This is a genomic window from Mucilaginibacter sp. P4_G9 (assembly GCF_056400985.1).
Map to the genome: position 1 here is coordinate 1 of NZ_JBFUKF010000072.1, position 17,974 is coordinate 17,974.

Annotated in this window: 11 protein-coding genes; 10 read left to right on the top strand and 1 reads right to left on the bottom strand. The window is 42.5% G+C overall.

The genetic code is table 11. The features are described 5' to 3' along the window. Positions 1–2,116: DUF2339 domain-containing protein (locus AC1DPZ_RS08950; protein WP_477402631.1), on the bottom strand; the 2,116-nt coding region annotated here is incomplete at its 3' end. 145 nt (positions 2,117–2,261) lie between these two features. Here AC1DPZ_RS08950 and AC1DPZ_RS08955 point away from each other — a divergent pair. From AC1DPZ_RS08955 to AC1DPZ_RS09000, 10 genes are all read left to right on the top strand, one after another. Then, the gene (locus AC1DPZ_RS08955) at positions 2,262–4,643 is read left to right on the top strand and encodes an alpha-L-rhamnosidase-related protein (protein WP_477402632.1); all 2,382 of its coding nucleotides are present in this window, start codon (positions 2,262–2,264) and stop codon (positions 4,641–4,643) included. 293 nt (positions 4,644–4,936) lie between these two features. Then, complete coding sequence (locus AC1DPZ_RS08960) at positions 4,937–5,692, top strand: ROK family protein (RefSeq protein ID WP_477402633.1); 756 nt, start codon at positions 4,937–4,939, stop codon at positions 5,690–5,692. A gap of 18 nt (positions 5,693–5,710) precedes the next feature. After that, complete coding sequence (tkt, locus tag AC1DPZ_RS08965; protein WP_477402634.1) at positions 5,711–7,714, top strand: transketolase; 2,004 nt, start codon at positions 5,711–5,713, stop codon at positions 7,712–7,714. Between the two features lie 109 nt (positions 7,715–7,823). Further along, positions 7,824–8,531 carry a ribose 5-phosphate isomerase A gene (gene rpiA, locus AC1DPZ_RS08970; RefSeq protein WP_477402635.1) on the top strand — a complete coding sequence of 236 codons (708 nt, stop codon included), beginning with the start codon at positions 7,824–7,826 and terminating at the stop codon, positions 8,529–8,531. A 173-nt stretch (positions 8,532–8,704) separates the two neighbouring features. Then, the gene (tal, locus tag AC1DPZ_RS08975; RefSeq protein WP_477402636.1) at positions 8,705–9,802 is read left to right on the top strand and encodes a transaldolase; all 1,098 of its coding nucleotides are present in this window, start codon (positions 8,705–8,707) and stop codon (positions 9,800–9,802) included. 8 nt (positions 9,803–9,810) lie between these two features. After that, on the top strand, positions 9,811–10,440 hold the full coding sequence (locus AC1DPZ_RS08980) for an HAD family hydrolase (protein WP_477402637.1): 630 nt from the start codon (positions 9,811–9,813) through the stop codon (positions 10,438–10,440). Beyond that, on the top strand, positions 10,437–11,861 hold the full coding sequence (gene gndA / locus AC1DPZ_RS08985) for an NADP-dependent phosphogluconate dehydrogenase (protein WP_477402638.1): 1,425 nt from the start codon (positions 10,437–10,439) through the stop codon (positions 11,859–11,861). Before AC1DPZ_RS08980 ends, gndA begins: the two co-directional genes overlap by 4 nt. A gap of 25 nt (positions 11,862–11,886) precedes the next feature. Then, positions 11,887–13,404 carry a glucose-6-phosphate dehydrogenase gene (gene zwf / locus AC1DPZ_RS08990; RefSeq protein ID WP_477402639.1) on the top strand — a complete coding sequence of 506 codons (1,518 nt, stop codon included), beginning with the start codon at positions 11,887–11,889 and terminating at the stop codon, positions 13,402–13,404. A gap of 4 nt (positions 13,405–13,408) precedes the next feature. Further along, on the top strand, positions 13,409–14,137 hold the full coding sequence (gene pgl / locus AC1DPZ_RS08995; protein WP_477402640.1) for a 6-phosphogluconolactonase: 729 nt from the start codon (positions 13,409–13,411) through the stop codon (positions 14,135–14,137). A gap of 657 nt (positions 14,138–14,794) precedes the next feature. Further along, positions 14,795–17,974 (top strand): SusC/RagA family TonB-linked outer membrane protein (locus AC1DPZ_RS09000; RefSeq protein WP_477402641.1); only part of this gene is annotated, 3,180 nt, incomplete at its 3' end.

The window sequence follows — 17,974 nt, forward strand, 5'->3', positions numbered from 1 at the left end:
GCTCAATAGAATGCAATTTGCCATAAAACAAAATGTTGCTCAGCAGGCATACCTCTAAACTTAAAAAAATGACAATGCCGGCGCTCAATATCCAGGTGAACAGTGTTTTCATCCCATCATCCAGCAAAGTTTGGCACAGGCGGACGACTCGGTAAAACAACAATGCGATAAATGCAGCACTTATCCAATGGGCAGTAAAATGACCTGCCGGGGGCTTTTGGGTGCTCAGCATGCTGGTCAGCAGGTTGAAAAAATCGGGCATCAGGGTAAGGTAAACCGTAATGCAAACCAGCAGTATACCCAGGCGGATGTTGTTATTAAACTTCAGTACCGGAGCTTTTATAGATACGAGATAATAGCTATATACAGATGCCGGAGTGTATAGCATCATGTATAAAATATTTAATGTTGTTTCGGGATAGCGGTTTAAAAACTGGTGATTGATCTCTAATAACCCGCTTAAAAACAAAAGTGCAAGACCCGCTATGCCAAACACCTGCTTATTAATACCTACACGATATACATCTTTAGACTCGTCGCGACCAACCAACACAAATAGCAGGAAAGAGCTTATAGCCGCTACCAAAGTGGTAATAAAGCCCTTGTTGGCAATAACGGTTAAAGCAATTTCATGGTGGGTATACAATTGCGACCAATCCATAAATAAACTCAACAGCATGGCTGTCCACAATATGAGCGAGGTAAGTTTCATGAGCTTAATGGTCGACCGCAGGTACAGCCAGTACAACAGCACCGTTTCTGTTGCCCAGAAAAGGGTAATACTGTTTCCATGCAGTTGAATAGGCGCTGCCAGCGAGATAAACGTTAAGGTAATACCGATCAGCAGGTACAAAATATTGGTATCAACCTTGCGGTTACGAAACAGGATGTAAGAGAGGATGAGGTTTACCACTGCCAGGCACACACAAAATAAGCCGCGGAACTGCTCTTCATGCATCACCGTAAGGAGGTATAACCCGGCTGAAAAATATAAAGCGGTATTGATAAGCAAAATACTAAAATCCGACCCAATGAATTTTTTGTTCTCTTTCACGTTATTCGCCACATTGATGGCAAAGTAAAGCACATAAAATATGCTGGCGTAAATAAAGCCGTAATGATAGGTTGGCGCGGTAAGCGTATACAGCACGCCTGCAAATACAATCACCGTAAACGCGAAGGAGACTATATTAAGCACCCGCCACGCTTTATAATAGGCAATAATTAATAAGCCGGTGTTCAATATCAGCAGGTAAATAAATAAAGCATCGTAATTGGCCTTGCCCGTACTCACCATAAACGGGCTTGCAAAGCCGCCCACCAGGGCAATAACCGCAAGTTCCTGCCTATCATACAGCAGGGAAAGCAGTACAGCGAAAATGGTGATCACGATGAGGATAATGAACGACGTGATTTGGCTAAACAGGTTAAACTGGTGATAGGCCAGCGTTATGGTAAAATAAAACACGGCTAAACCCCCACCCGCTAATACCGAGCTGAACGCTTTGTAACTATTGCGCAGCCAGTGGGCAATGCCTACCAATATGGCGCCGCAGGCAATACCAATACCCACACGGCCAGCCGGGCCAACCCAGCCGCTATCAATAGCGAATTTTACAAAATAGCCAATAGCAAGCACCAGTATGGCGATACCAATTTTATTGATGAGGTTTTCGCCAATGAATTTCTCCAGGTCGGGATGGCTTTCAAAAAATGAAGGCTTCGGCTCCTTGGCTTTCGGCGGATACAGATCTGAGGTTTTAACCGGCCTGTGTATGGTCGATAAACTATCGCTGATAACCGTTGGCTGTTTTTCAACATCAACAGGTTTAACAGTTTCTGATTGCGGTTTTATCTCCGGCGGGGCTGGCGGCCGGGGCGGGGCAACCGGTGCTTCCTGCGGTTTTATTGGGGGAGTCTCTTTAACAACAGGCTTGGGAGCCTCCTGGGGTTTGGGAGGTTCTTCTGCCGGTCGCGACACTCTTAAATGTTCTATCATGCGCTTTAGCTCCAATACCTGGATTTCCAGTGCCCCAATACTGCGGTTAACACTGCTTTTGTTGTTTATTATTAAAACAACAATCAGTAAACACATAAATACGGTAAAAATATCCATAACCTTAGGTTTAGCAAAAACTAAAGATAGTGGATTTATGAAATAATAAGCATTATTAATAATTAAGGGCGGGGCAAACATTTTTAACTTTAATTGTATTTTAGCAAACAAGTCGCTTTAACTGATTAATAGACCCTGCCATTTAATGAAAGCAATTTTAAAACCTATGCTGTTGATAGTATTTATATTAACGGCGTTTACCAGCTATGGTCAATCCATCAATCCAGCTCTTTTAAAAGGATCGTGGAAAGCTTTGTGGATAACCGTTCCCGGGGAATCGACCAAAGATTATGGGGTTTATTATTTCAGGAAAAATATAGATTTAAAGGACAAGCCCAATTCGTTCATTGTTCACGTATCTGCCGACAACCGGTATAAACTGTATGTTAACCAAACGCTGGTATCATTAGGTCCGGCCCGTGGCGATACCTATTACTGGAACTATGAAACGGTAGACCTGGCGCCTTATCTAAAAACAGGCAGTAACAGCATAGCAGCTGTGGTTTGGAACGATGGCGATTATCGCCCTGAAGCACAGATCTCTATTCAAACCGGTTTTATTATGCAGGGCGATGGTGAGGCGGAAACAATTGTTAATACCAATAAAACCTGGCGGTGCATCCGCGACAAAGCATACCAGCCCATTGTAGGAGTGGGATACAACACTTATTACGTAGCCGGACCGGGCGAACGGATAGATATGAACACCGGCATCAATAACTGGAATGCCGAAAAGTTAGATGACAGCAGCTGGAAAAATGCTGTTAAAATAGATAATGGTAACCCGAAAGGAACCGTGAATGCTTTTGGATGGATGTTGGTACCCTCCTCTATTCCGCCAATGGAATTAAAAAACCAGCGCATAGCCGTATTGCGTAAGGCGGAAGGGGTAAGTGTTCCGCAAACATTCCCGGCAACCAAAACCACGCTAACCATCCCGGCCAATACAACGGCTACCCTGCTGCTTGATCAAACTTTTTTAACCAACGCTTTTATCTCACTTAATTTTAGCAAAGGCAAAAATGCGGGGATCAGTTTAAGTTATGCCGAAGCCCTGTTTATCAAATTGGCTGGTCCCGGAGGCCTTGTAAAAGGTAACCGCGATGAGGTGGATGATAAAATATTTTCGGGTCGCCGGGATAGCATTGTTTCAAATGGCAGTGTTGGTCAATCCTTTAATTCGCTTAGCTTTCGCACCTTTCGCTATATACAGTTAAAAATAACAACGGCCGGCGAGCCTTTACAGATCGATGATATTTACGGCACTTTTACCGGGTATCCTTTTAAGCTCAACGCGAAGCTTGATGGCACACCCGAAATGCAAAAAATGCTGGAGATAGGCTGGCGCACCGCCCGGCTTTGCGCTGGCGAAACCTACTATGACTGCCCTTATTATGAGCAGCTGCAATACGTTGGCGATAGCCGTATCCAGGCATTGGTATCGTACTACAACAGCGGCGACGATCGGCTGGTGCGTAATGCCATTAACCAGATGGACCACTCCCGCATTGCCGAAGGCATTACCCTGAGCCGGCATCCATCGTTCTCCCCGCAGATAATCTCAACCTTCTCCTTATGGTATATAGGTATGCTGCACGACTACTGGATGTACCGGCCCGATAGCGCTTTTGTAAAAGATAAGCTGCAGGGAGTACAGGATGTGCTGGCATTTTTTGACAAATACCAGCAGGCCGATGGCTCACTAAAAGATACCCCCTACTGGACATTTGCCGATTGGGTGAACAGTAAAGGATGGGATTTTGGAATGGCCCCCAAAAGCGCCGGCGGAAGCTCAGCCCTTATAGACCTGCAACTGATGTGGGCTTACCAGCAAGCTGCCGAAATGGAGGCTAAAATGGGGTTGTCTTTTTTGGCTGACAGGTATGCTGGTAAAGCCGCGCAACTAAAAGCTACCATTCAAAAAAAGTATTGGATAGCCGACAGGCAATTGTATTCGGATGTGGAGGATCAGCAGTTGTTTTCGCAGCATGCCAATTCGCTGGCAATTTTAACAGGTATGGTAACCAGCAATGACGCATCTGCACTTGGCAAAAAACTAATGGCCGATACTACGCTTACCCAATGTACCATCTACTTTAAATACTACCTGCACCAGGCCTTAATAAATGCAGGATTTGGGGATGATTATTTAAAATGGCTGGATATATGGCGTAAGAATATCAAAATGGGCCTCACTACCTGGGCCGAGATCTCGGATTTAGAACATAACCGGTCCGATTGCCATGCCTGGGGTGCAAGCCCTAATATTGAATTTTACCGAACCATATTGGGGATAGACACTTATGCCTCTGGTTTTAGCAAAATAAAAATAGAGCCACATTTGGGTGATATAAAAAATGTGAGCGGCGAAATCCCGCATCCCAATGGAAAGTTGCTTGTAAAATATAGGTTTGAAAAGGGTAAATGGGATATTGAGGTTACCCTGCCGCAAAGCACATCGGGCATTTTTGTATGGAAAGGTCGAAATTATATGATTAATGCTGGCAAAAACAAGATATCTGTTTAAAAAAAAGGAAAAAACCATGATATAAATCATGTTTTCTTAGGAAAATACCAATAAAAAGAGCATTTTTGCATCGTTTTTACCATTTTTGAGTAAAAATACTTGTATTTCTGTTTGAAAAGTGAAAAGCAACACTAACTTTACCTTGTAATGTTGATTGCTTATTGTATTGATTACACTTGTGTTAATTACACATTTAACAATCAGATATTATTAAAAATGTGATATTTACGCGCTACAATTATTAAACTACCCCGCTTAACCGCAGGTTTGCCAGCTCGCTAAAATCAATACAGATGAAAAAAACAACATCACAGGAAAAAATTCTTTCAATCGATATCGGTGGCTCACACATAAAAGCCACTATTTTAAATAAAAAGGGCGAGCTGAAAATGGATTACGATAAGGTACCCACGCCAGCCCCAGCCAGCCCCGATAATGTGATCAAGGCTATAAAAACATTGGTTAAGAACTTTCCGGCTTATGATAAAATTTCGGTTGGTTTCCCCGGCTACGTAAAAAACGGGGTTATAAAAACCGCCCCAAATCTCAATACCAAACTATGGGCTGATGTTGACCTAACTAAAAAACTAAGCGATGCATTGGGCAAGCCTACGCAAGTAGTAAATGATGCCGATATGCAGGGCCTGGGTGTGGTAAGCGGAAAAGGTTTAGAAATGGTGATAACACTGGGCACAGGTTTTGGTACCGCATTACTAATGAATGGCCACTTACTGCCGCACTTTGAGCTGGCCCACCTGCCAGTTAAAACCGGCAAAACCTATGATCAGTATATAGGCGAAAAGGCGTTGGAAAAGTTCGGCAAGGAAAGGTGGAACAAGCGCATGCAGAAGGTTTTTGACATTTTAAAAACCGTTTTTAATTACGATACTTTATACATTGGCGGCGGCAACTCCGATCTGCTTACTTTTAAGCTGGATAAAAACATGAAAATAGTAACCAACGCCGATGGCATCAAAGGCGGTGCAAGATTATGGCTTAATGACGAAGACAGTAAAACCAAACGCGTAATATCAACACCAACAGAATAATATACAATCCTCAATAAAATGGAAAATACAAAGGACATAGAAAAATTAGCAATAGACACCGTACGGGTCTTATCGGCAGATGCAGTGCAAAAAGCAAATTCCGGTCACCCCGGAACAGCAATGGCGCTTGCGCCTATGGGGCATGTTTTATGGACAAAGTTTTTAAATTACAACCCTAAAAACCCTGATTGGGCAAACCGCGACAGGTTCATCCTTTCGGCAGGGCACGCGTGTATATTGCAATACAACTTTTTGTATTTAACTGGCTATGACCTTAGTTTAGATGATATTAAACAATTTCGTCAGCTACATAGCAAAACCGCCGGTCACCCCGAATATGGTTTGGCTCCGGGTATTGATGTTACTACAGGCCCGTTGGGCCAGGGTTTTGCAAATGGCGTAGGTTTTGCTATTGCGCAAAAACATTTAGCGGCACGTTACAATAAGCCCGGCTTCGAGCTTTTCAATTATAATATTTATGCTATTACCAGCGATGGTGATATGATGGAAGGTGTTACTTCTGAAGCCGCTTCATTGGCAGGGCATTTACAATTAGGTAACCTGATTTACCTGTATGATGATAACCATATATCTATTGAAGGCAGTACCGACATTGCTTTTAATGAAGATGTAAGCGCACGTTTCAGGTCATACGGCTGGCATGTACAGGATCTGCCGGATGTTAATGACACCCACGCATTTGAACTGGCTTTAATAAATGCTAAAGCCGAAACACAAAAACCATCATTGATCCGCGTTCGTTCGCTGATAGCATATGGCAGCCCTAACAAATCGGGTACAGCAGGCTCACACGGTTCGCCGCTTGGTCCGGATGAGATTAAGCTGGTTAAAAAATTCTTTGACTTTGATCCTGAAAAATCATTCAACGTACCTGATGAGGTATTGGAATACTATCACGCTAAAGGTGCAAGGGGTGCTGGCTCCGAAGAGAAATGGAATAAGCTATTTGCCGATTATAAAGTTAAATATCCCGAATTAGCTGCCGAATATGAACTGGCCAGCAGCGGTGGTTTACCACAAGGGTGGAAAGACAAATTGCCGGTATTTAAAGGCTCAGACCCTAAAATGGCTACCCGCCAGGCATCAGGTAAAGTATTAAATGCTGTTGCAGCAAGCCTGCCAAACCTTATAGGCGGCGCGGCAGATCTTTCGCCATCAACAGAAACCAATTTAAAAGAATTTGATTCATTTACATCTGAGAACAGGGCCGGCCGCAATTTCCATTTCGGGATCCGGGAGCATGCCATGGGCTCGGCAATGAATGGTATGGCATTAACAAAGGGGGTCCTTCCGTTTGGCGCTACCTTTTTAATGTTCTCTGAATATATGCGCCCGCCAATCCGTTTAGCGGCCATCATGAAGATAAGTCCGATATTTGTTTACACGCACGATAGTATTGGCTTAGGCGAGGATGGTACAACCCACCAGCCTGTTGAGCAATTAGCGTCACTGCGCTCTATCCCTAATATTACGGTTATCCGCCCGGCCGATGCTAACGAAACCACGCATGCATGGCGTGTTGCCATTGAGCACAAAGGCGGTCCGGTAGTTTTAGTATTCACCCGCCAGGGCTTGCCTATCCTCGATCAGGATAAATATGGTAAAGCATCCGACCTGGAAAAAGGCGCTTACATACTATCAGAAGCAAGTAAAACCCCCGAGCTGATATTAATGGCAACCGGATCTGAGGTAGCTTTAATAATGGAGGCCCAGGCAAAATTAGAGGCAGATGGTATCTCAACCCGTGTGGTAAGTATGCCATCATGGGAGCTGTTTGAGAAACAGGATGCCGCTTATAAAGAAAAGGTATTCCCTAAAGCAATCAAAAAACGTTTGGCTGTGGAAATGGCATCCCCTATGGGCTGGCATAAATACACCACCGATGAAGGCGATATGTTAGGTATGACCACCTTTGGCGAATCTGCCCCGGCAGAAGCCCTGTACAAGTTTTTTGGCTTTACAGTGGAGAATGTAGTTAATAAGGCTAAAGCGCTATTATAGTATCAGGTAGCGGGTACCAGGTAGCAAGATATAATTTGCATACCTGGCACCCGCCACTATCTAAAAGTATCAGGGTCATGATACTTGATACTAAATACTTGATACTAAAATGAATTGGGAAAGTAGTTTAATTAAAAACCTCGAATGGTCGTCAGAGATCATTAACGCCAGTGGTAAGCAAAAGGTAGCGCTTGAAATTGCCGCGAAGGTAAAGGATGGCGATGTGCTGGGCGTAGGCTCCGGCTCCACTGTTTACCTGGCCTTGCTTGCTATTGCCGAAAGGATCAAAGCCGAAAAGCTGAGCGTGTTGGCTATTCCTACTTCGCTGGAGATCTCGATGTTTTGCAGCAAGCTGGGTATACCGCTTACCAGTTTGTTTGAAAAAAAACCCGACTGGCTGTTTGATGGCGCTGATGAGGTTGACCCGAACAACAGCTTAATTAAAGGACGCGGCGGGGCAATGTTTAAGGAAAAGCTATTGATCAGCTCGAGCCCGGTGAATTATATTATTGTTGATGATTCAAAGATAGTGGATAAGATTGGCACGAATTTTCCTATTCCTATTGAGGTATTCCCGCAGGCGTTACTGCATGTGGAAGCAGAATTGAAGAGGCTGGGGGCCAATAGCATTGTTATAAGGCCGGCTAAAGGGAAAGATGGTCCCATTATTTCAGAAAACAACAACCTGGTTTTGGATTGCCGCTTTGATGAAGTACCCAATAGCCTGGAGAAGGATATAAAAAGCATTACCGGTGTTATTGAGAGCGGATTGTTTATAGGATACGACCTGCAGATACTGGTAGCATCTAATGATTAAGATTGTTACGTTACTGTAACGCAATGATGATATTTAGCTTACAATAAACAGAATATTAACAAAGAACTTTACAAAACAGATCAAACGAATACATTTGCAGAAATATCTATCAAATTCATAGGCATTCGCAAATTAACTCCAATAAAAAAATACAATATTTTAAACAAACCAATATGGCAACCAACAACGTAAAACAGATACATGATTTCGGACAGAGTATCTGGCTTGATTTTATCGACCGCGAAATCATCGCATCCGGAAAACTGCAAAAATTAATTGACGAAGATGGCGTAAGAGGCGTTACCTCTAATCCGGCTATTTTTGAAAAAGCGATAACCGGCAGCTCTGATTATGATAATGATATCAGAGAGCTTTCAGCAACAACCGAAGATAACGAGGAGTTATTTTTTGGTTTGGCCATAAGCGACATTCAGCAAGCTACCGCTTTGTTTAAAGGCGTTTATGACGAATCAAACAAAGTTGACGGATATGTTAGCCTTGAAGTTTCTCCGTTTTTAGCTTTAGATACCGATGGTACTGCAAAACAAGCAGAAGAACTTTGGAAAAAAGTTGACCGCGAAAACGTAATGATCAAAATCCCTGGTACTAAACCTGGTTTGTCGGCTATTCAGCAATCAATTGCAAAAGGCATCAACATTAATGTTACGTTGCTTTTTGGCCTTGAGCGTTACGAAGAAGTAACCGAAGCTTATATTTCTGGTTTAGAGGAGCATTTAGCTGCAGGCCATAAAATTGGCCATATTGCATCAGTTGCAAGTTTCTTTTTAAGCCGTATCGATGTTATTGTTGATCCGTTATTAGAAGCAAAAGGCGAAAAAGCGTTAGTTGGCGAAGTTGCCATCGCATCTGCCAAGAAAGCATACGAAATTTACAAAAGAGTATTCAGCACCGAAAGGTGGCAAAAACTGGCTGCAGAAGGCGCGCAGCCACAGCGTTTACTTTGGGCAAGTACAGGAAGCAAAAACCCTGCATTTAAAGATACCAAATACGTTGAGGCTTTGATTGGCCCGGACACTGTGGATACCGTTCCATTGGAAACTGTTGAAGCTTTCCGCGATCATGGTATTGCTGCCAACACGCTTGAAGCAGGTTTAGATGAAGCAACCGCCACTTTGGCCAAACTTAAAGACTTAGGTATCGACCTTGACGCCATCACTCAACAATTGGAAGATGAAGGCATCGAAAAATTCAATAAACCTTTCGAAAAACTGTTAAAAGCTATCGAAGATCAAAAAACTAAAGTAGCCTAAACGGCTTTATGGAAACCGCAAACGTAAAGATCCTTTTTTTCGACGTAGGGGGTATTTTGTTGTCGAACGGATGGGGGCACGAGGCGCGCGAGGAAGCAGCCAAAAGGTTTAACCTTGATTATGCCGAAGTAAATGCCCTGCACAATTTTATATTCAATGTATATGAAATTGGCAGCATCACGCTGGATGAATACCTGGATACGGTAATATTTAACCGCCCCCGCGATTTTGTTCGTGAGGATTTTAAGGATTTTATTTATTCTACCTCCTATGAGCTGCCGGATATGCTGGCATGGCTAAAGGAGTGGAAAAAAGGTTGCGGTTTCCGTATTATCTCCGTTAATAACGAAGGTAAAGAGTTAAATGATTACCGGGTACGTAAGTTTAAACTGCACGATGCGTTCGACGCGTTTGTATCATCGTGCGAGGTAAAAATGCGCAAGCCCGATCCGGGTATATGGCAGCTGGCTATGGGCATTGCCCAGGCATCGCCACAGCAATGTGTGTATTTTGATGACCGGATGATGTTTGTTACAACGGCTCAAAAGTTGGGTATCCGTTCTTTTCAGCATACCAGTTTCGAAAAGACCAAAAAAATATTAGAAGACCTAAAAAAAGAAAACCTCAAAACAACATGAGTGCAACAACAGATAAATATGCTTTTGGCATGATAGGCTTAGGCGTTATGGGCCGAAGCTTACTACTCAATATGGCCGATCACGGTTTTGCAGTAGCCGGGCATGATAAAGATGCAGCTAAGGTATCATCGTTAAATGATGAAGCCGGCGACAGGGCCGCTAAAGGCTTTGGCGATGTAAAGGAATTTATTCAAAGCCTTACTACTCCCCGGGCCATTATGATGCTGGTACCTGCCGGTAAAATTGTAGACGCAGTAATTGAGGAGCTTACTCCTTTATTGGAGAAAGGGGATATTTTAATTGATGGTGGAAACTCGCACTTTACAGATACCAACCGCCGTGTTGAAGAACTGGAAGCCATTGGTCTGCACTTTTTTGGTATGGGCGTTTCTGGTGGTGAGGAAGGCGCGCGCCGTGGTCCAAGCATGATGCCGGGCGGCGATAAAGATGCCTACGCTGTAATGAAGCCGATATTTGAAGCCATTGCCGCTAAGGTTGATGGCGCACCATGCGTAACTTACATTGGCCCCGGCGCATCCGGTCACTTTGTTAAAATGGTGCATAACGGTATCGAATATGGTATTATGCAGGTAATTGCCGAAACCTACGAGATTCTTAGAAAAGGCTTAAAGCTGGACAATGATTCTATACAAAAGATCTTCGCTCAATGGAACGCTGGCCGCCTGCAATCATTTCTGTTAGATATTACCAAGGATATTTTTGCATATAAAGCTCCCGGAGCTGATCATCTGTTATTAGATGATATTAAAGACGAAGCAAAAGCTAAAGGTACCGGTAAATGGACATCGCAAGTGGCTATGGACCTGGTTACTCCTATCCCAACCATCGATACTTCTGTATCAATGCGCGATCTGYCAAAATACAAGCAATTGCGCGAAAAAGCTTCAACCTTATACGGCGGCGATATTGAATTAGCCGGCGATAAAGACGAATTGTTGGTTGCACTTGAGCAGGCTTTTTACTTTACATCTATAGTTACTTACGCGCAGGGCATGCACTTGCTGTCAAAAGCTTCTGAGGAGTACAAATACGATCTTCACCTGGGCGAGATTGCCAAAATATGGAGGGGTGGTTGTATCATCCGTTCGGAGTTTTTGAATGATATTTTTAACGCGTACAATAAAGATCCACAGTTGCCGCATTTATTATTGGACAGCGATGTGCAAAAATTAGTAAGTGAAACACTACCGGGTATCAGGAAAATTTTATCGGGCACTATAGCCGCCGGTGTTGCCGCTCCGGGATACGCATCAGCATTAAGTTATTTTGATGCTTTCCGCAGCGAAAAAATGCCATCGAACCTTACCCAGGCACAGCGCGATTATTTTGGCGCCCATACTTACGAGTTGATAGGCAAAGAAGGAACATTCCATACACAGTGGACCAAAGCCGAAGACTAATCATAAACTATTAAAGCTGATCACAATGAGCTCAAGCACAAAATCAGACCCTACCATATTTATCATTTTTGGTGGCACGGGCGATTTAAATTCCCGGAAAATTGCACCGGCCCTGTATAATCTTTTTTTAGATGGCTGGATGCCTAAACAGTTTTCGATAATTGGTACAGGTCGTACAAAATTGACTGACGAGCAGTTCAGGGACAATTTACATAACGACATCGACCAGTTTTCGCGCAGCGGAAAAACTGACGAAAAAAAATGGGCCGAATTTGTAAAAAATATCTATTACCAGGTATCAGATGCAACCGACTTTGAAACCTATAAAGAATTTGGCAAGCGCATTGAAAAACACAATGCCGAATGGAAAGCCAAAGCCAATGTATTGTTTTACCTGGCTGTAGCGCCAAACTTTTTCCCAATCATCGCGTCCAACATATCAAAAGCCAAGTTGGCCGAAGATAAAAAACGGGTGCGTATCATTATCGAAAAACCATTCGGACACGACCTGGAAACTGCTAAGGAACTAAATTCATTACTAAAGAGCATTTTTGACGAGTGCCAAATTTACCGTATAGATCATTACCTGGGTAAAGAAACCGTTCAGAATATTATGGCATTCCGCTTTGCGAACTCCATTATGGAGCCACTGTGGAACCGTAATTATATTGAACACGTACAGATCTCGGTTACCGAGCAACTGGGTGTTGAGGAACGCGGAGATTACTACGATGGATCGGGTGCGATGAGGGATATGATTCAGAATCACCTGCTGCAATTGCTTTGCCACATAGCCATGGAGCCACCGGTTAGCTTTAGCGCCGATGAGGTACGTGATCGTAAAGTTGATGTATTAAAGGCCATGCGTAAGTTTACACCCGAGGATGTACGTAATTCGGCCGTTAGGGGCCAGTATGGCAGCGGATGGATGAAAGGAAAAGAAGTAGCCGGCTACCGCGAAGAGCCAAAGGTTAATCCCGAATCAAACACAGAAACTTTTGCAGCTATCAAATTCTTTATAGATAACTGGCGCTGGCAGGGTGTTCCGTTTTACTTACGTACAGGTAAACGCATGCACCAGTCATCATCGGTTATTTCCATTCAATTTAAAGATGTGCCGCATTTGATATTTCCTACTGAGGCAGCAGAAAGCTGGCAGCAAAACAGGCTCATCATCAGCATTCAGCCCGAGATGAGTATCCGTTTGCAGGTACAGGCCAAGCGCCCCGGAATAGATATGGTATTAAACGTGGTTGATATGGTGTTTGACTATAAAGGCACTTATACCAACCAGGCACCTGAGGCTTATGAAACCCTGATATTGGATACCATGCTGGGCGATCAGACTCTGTTTATGCGTGGCGACCAGGTAGAAGAGGCATGGGAATTGGTAATGCCTATTTTGAGCACCTGGCAAAATAAAAAGAGTTTGAATTTTCCTAACTATTCGGCTGATTCATGGGGGCCGGAAGCGGCCGAGGCATTAATTGCCCGCGACGGATTTAACTGGTTCACATTACCGGTAAACGGCAAAAAACGTTAGTATTATGAACTTGAATATATTTAATACTGCCGATGAGGTGCTTGTAGCGCTGGCGGATTATTTTGTAAAAATAGCTGACGCGTCAATTGCGGCGAGAGGTAAGTTTACTGTTGCCCTTTCGGGCGGCAGTTCGCCAAAAAAACTATATGAGCTTCTTGCCTCTACCAGTTATGCCGACCAGGTTGATTGGGAAAAGGTTTATTTCTTTTTTGGCGATGAGYGCAATGTGCCCCAGGACAATAAGGATAGTAATTACCTGATGGCAAAAACAGCCATGTTTGATCCATTAATGATAAGCCCAGCCAATGTATTTGCGGTTGACACTACGTTTGAACCGGCAGAAGCCGCTGCCAGGTATTGGGAAATGATCTCTACCTTTTTTGATGAGGACGAGCTGAGTTTTGATCTTGTATTGTTGGGTTTGGGCGATAACTCACACACGGCGTCGCTGTTTCCGCATACACCGGTTTTGCATGATACCACGCCTGGCGTAAAAGAAGTTTGGCTGGAAGATCAGCAGGTATGGCGTATTACGCTTAATGCACCCCTGATCAATGATGCCCGTTACATTGCGTTCCTGGTATACGGCGAAGGCAAAGCAATTGCTGTACACCATGTACTGGAAGATGAAGAAAATATTGAAGAATATCCTGCCCAGCTAATCGACTCCATTGTTGGCGAAACAGAATGGTTTTTAGATGAACCCGCCGCGGCGAACCTGGAAGGAGAATAAAAAATTAACGTCTAATTGTTCAGGCTCTCTGGCCTTGAACTAAATGCCTGCAGTTTATACATTGCAGGCATTTTTATTATAAGCTCCCTGCGTTCTCAAAATCATGCAAGCGATTCTTTAAATCGATGCCCGCTTAGCACTATAATAAAATAATATATGGCATAGCATTTTAAAAATAAATCACATATATGGTAAATTTCGGCGGCAAAACGGGCTAAGTTTATTTTATAGAAGGCTTGTGTTTGTTTTTTTATTTCAAATATGTTATGGCGGACTATTTTTGCTAAAAAATTGCTGTTCAGAAAGGGTGATTTTTAATGAAATTGTGTTTATTGCAAAAAATTAATAATAAATTCCCATTAAAGTCATATAACTTGTCGTGTATAGCAAAATTTGTGAATAAAATTCAAAAAAAATCTATTTCGTGTTAAATATATTGATTTATTGTCGTTGCAATGTGTGTTTTTTACACAATAGTTGATTGTGAAATTGAATTTATTGTATTTTTTTAGTTATTTTATTATAGATATTGTTAACATGTCTTATTTTAAGACATGTTTTTTGATATAATACTAAAAATCAGGTATCAATTTGTATTATGATTGTTGCAATCTATCTTGTAGATGCACAAATTATTAACTAATAACTGATTTACGTATGAAAAAAAGTTTTCTCAAAAACTTGATCGGGATACTATTGGCCTTATTTTGCCAATATGCCTATGCCCAAAATCGAACTATTACCGGCACTGTAACAAGTAAAGATGATGGTTTACCTGTCCCGGGGGTAAGCGTTACTATAAAAGGTACCCGCATAGGTACCCAAACCTCCGGAACCGGTAAGTTTTCCATCAGTGTACCCTCAACAGGTAGTACATTGGTTTTCTCCTTTATTGGATTTGCAAAAACCGAGGTGCCGGTTGGCAGCAGCAATGTGATTAATATTGCCTTGGCCAACGACTACAAACAATTAAACGAAGTGGTGGTAACGGGATCTGGTATAGCAACAAGCAAAGCCCGCTTAGGAATTGCTGTTGAATCTATCTCCGGAAAAAATTTACCACCCTCCCCGCAAGCCTCAATTGAGCAGGCCCTGGTGGGGAAAATTGCCGGTGCCCAGATTTCGTCTGTGGATGGTTCACCCGGCGCCCGCACTAATATTGTTCTTCGCGGTATCAATACCATACAAGGCGGTACTTCGCCAATGATTTTGATAGACGGGGTTGAATCGAGGTCTACCGATATCAGTTTGATTGATCAATCAACTGTTGATCATATTGAGGTTGTACAGGGTGCGGCCGCGTCAACCATCTATGGTGCTCAGGGTGCAAATGGTGTAATCCAGATCTTTACCAAAAAAGGGGCCCAGGGAAAAGTTAAGATCGATCTATCGAGCAGTGTTGCGGCAGGTAGTTACATCAATAACGGTAATGTACACCAGGCTAAGCTAAGCAGTTTTAAAACCGATGCTAACGGAAATTTTATAGATGGCGGTGGTAACATTATTAAACTGGATGAAGATGGTACTTTCCCTGGTATTACATGGGCTTATCCATCGGGTAATGGAAACCCTACTGCAATGTCGAACCCATTAAATACGGCACATCAGCAGTATGGCACCAACCTTAAGTATTATGATCACCTTAAACAATTATTCCGTACGGCCTATACGCGTAATAATAGTGTAGCTGTATCCGGCGGATCGGAAAAAAGCGATTACGCTTTAACCATATCCAACAATCACCAGGAAAGTAATATTGTTAGAAATGGATATAATGACAGAACCAATTTAACCGCAAATATTGGGACCGAATTATTTAAAGGGTTTACACTTAGATCAACCACACAATTAATATATACAAAAAATACCCTTAACCCATCATTCGGTATAGGCGGAAACGCAATATTTAACGCGCTTAACTCTTCTCCTTTTTATGATTTTAATCAAAAATTACCTGATGGAAATTATCCCTATTCACTAAACTCAGGTACAGTGAGTGTTAACGGAAGTARTCCTTTTTATAATTTACAATATGCAAGCAAAAAGGATAACAGGATAGATATTATTGAAAACATCCAGGCCGATTACAAGATCAATAAGTTTATTGAACTGAGTGCCAAATACGGGATAAACAACACACACCAGGATATAAATTATATTTATCAAAACCAATCCGGAAACGCCAACTCAAATGATACAGAAAGCTGGGTATCACTTAATAATAATGCTGATAATACCGGCGAGGTTGATAAGCAAAGTAACAATACAACTTTTCAAAACTTTAACGGATCGGCTACCATCAGAACCGACTTTGAGAAGGATTTCCACTTAAACGTTCCTATTACAACCAGTACTTTATTACAATACGACTATAGGAAAAATCATCTTAATCAGTTCCTTTCATATGGATACAGCTTACCAAGCTATCCAATATACAACTTCCAGCAAACGCAAACACAACAAGTACTGCAGGATTACACAGAGCCTTTTGTAACCTATGGCTATGTTGTTAACCAAAAAATTGATATCGGAGAATATGGAGGTATCGGCGGAGGTTTCAGAAGTGATTATTCATCTGCATTTGGCCAGGGTTCAAAACCGTTTACATTTCCAAATGCAAATGCCTACTTAAGGCCATCATCGTTTGATTTTTGGAGAAACAGTAGCCTGGGTAATCGCATACCCGAGTTTAAATTAAGAGCGGCTTATGGTAAAGCGGGTATACAGCCCGGCGCTTTTGACAGATATCCTACATTAGATCCTAAAAACGTTGGCAGTGCTTTAACGTTTGCGTTGCTAAATGCTCAAAAAAACCCGAATCTGAATGTTGAGGTATCAAGGGAGTTTGWAGCAGGTACCGATATCGGGATTAAAGGCCTCGAAGGAAGTTGGCTGAGTGACATTAATTTAAGTGTAACTTATTGGAACCGTAAAGGCAGCAATATAATTTATGATGTTAGTGTTGCGCCTTCAACAGGCCCGCTTACATTAAAAACCAACGCAATTGATATGTCATCAAATGGTATTCAGGCATCTGTAAATATCAACGTGTTGAAGGCGAGGAATTTTAATTGGAATGTAACCACCAATTTTAGTCACCAAACATCAAAAATTGATAAAATAAACGGTCCGCCAATTATCTTAACATCGGCAGCCGGCAGCACCCAGGAGGTTTTGATCGCCGGGGCAAAAATTGGGCAGATTTATGGTTACAAGGCGTTAACAAGCCTTGATCAAAAAAACCAGTCGGGCGTGGCTTATATCCAACCGGCAGATTATAACCAATATGAAATAGTAGAAGGCAGGGTGGTAAATAAAACAACCAAAGGCATTCAGTTTACCAATGAGGTTTATGCCTTAGGCGATCCAAACCCCAAGTTCAACATGTCGTTTATAAATAGTTTCAATTATAAAAACCTCTCATTCAATTTTCAGTTCGACTGGGTTCATGGAAGCCATTTATATAACCAAACCAAGGAATGGATGTACCGTGATGGCATAAGCAGCGATTATGATAAACCGGTAACCATAGATGGCCAGACAGCAGCTTACACAGCATATTACCGAAGCATATATGCTGATTATTTTGGAGCAAGGAACGGTCCGGCCCGTAACGGGACTAAAGATTATTTTTATGAAGATGCATCTTTTGTTAGGTTAAGAAATCTTTCTGTAGGGTACGATTTCACTTCGCTGATAGCTAATAAAGTTTTCAGAAGAGTAGTGTTAACGTTTGCAGCCCGTAACATTTTAACGTTTACCAAATACACCGGATTTGATCCTGAAATAAGCTCGGGTACTTCAAATTCATCATTTGATAGAGGGGTAGATCATGAC

Coding starts and splice junctions, on each gene's coding strand:
- AC1DPZ_RS08980 (WP_477402637.1), top strand. CDS start 9,811: ATGGAAACCGCAAACGTAAAGATCCTTTTTTTCGACGTAGGGGGTATT.
- tal (WP_477402636.1), top strand. CDS start 8,705: ATGGCAACCAACAACGTAAAACAGATACATGATTTCGGACAGAGTATC.
- rpiA (WP_477402635.1), top strand. CDS start 7,824: ATGAATTGGGAAAGTAGTTTAATTAAAAACCTCGAATGGTCGTCAGAG.
- AC1DPZ_RS08960 (WP_477402633.1), top strand. CDS start 4,937: ATGAAAAAAACAACATCACAGGAAAAAATTCTTTCAATCGATATCGGT.
- tkt (WP_477402634.1), top strand. CDS start 5,711: ATGGAAAATACAAAGGACATAGAAAAATTAGCAATAGACACCGTACGG.
- zwf (WP_477402639.1), top strand. CDS start 11,887: ATGAGCTCAAGCACAAAATCAGACCCTACCATATTTATCATTTTTGGT.
- AC1DPZ_RS08955 (WP_477402632.1), top strand. CDS start 2,262: ATGAAAGCAATTTTAAAACCTATGCTGTTGATAGTATTTATATTAACG.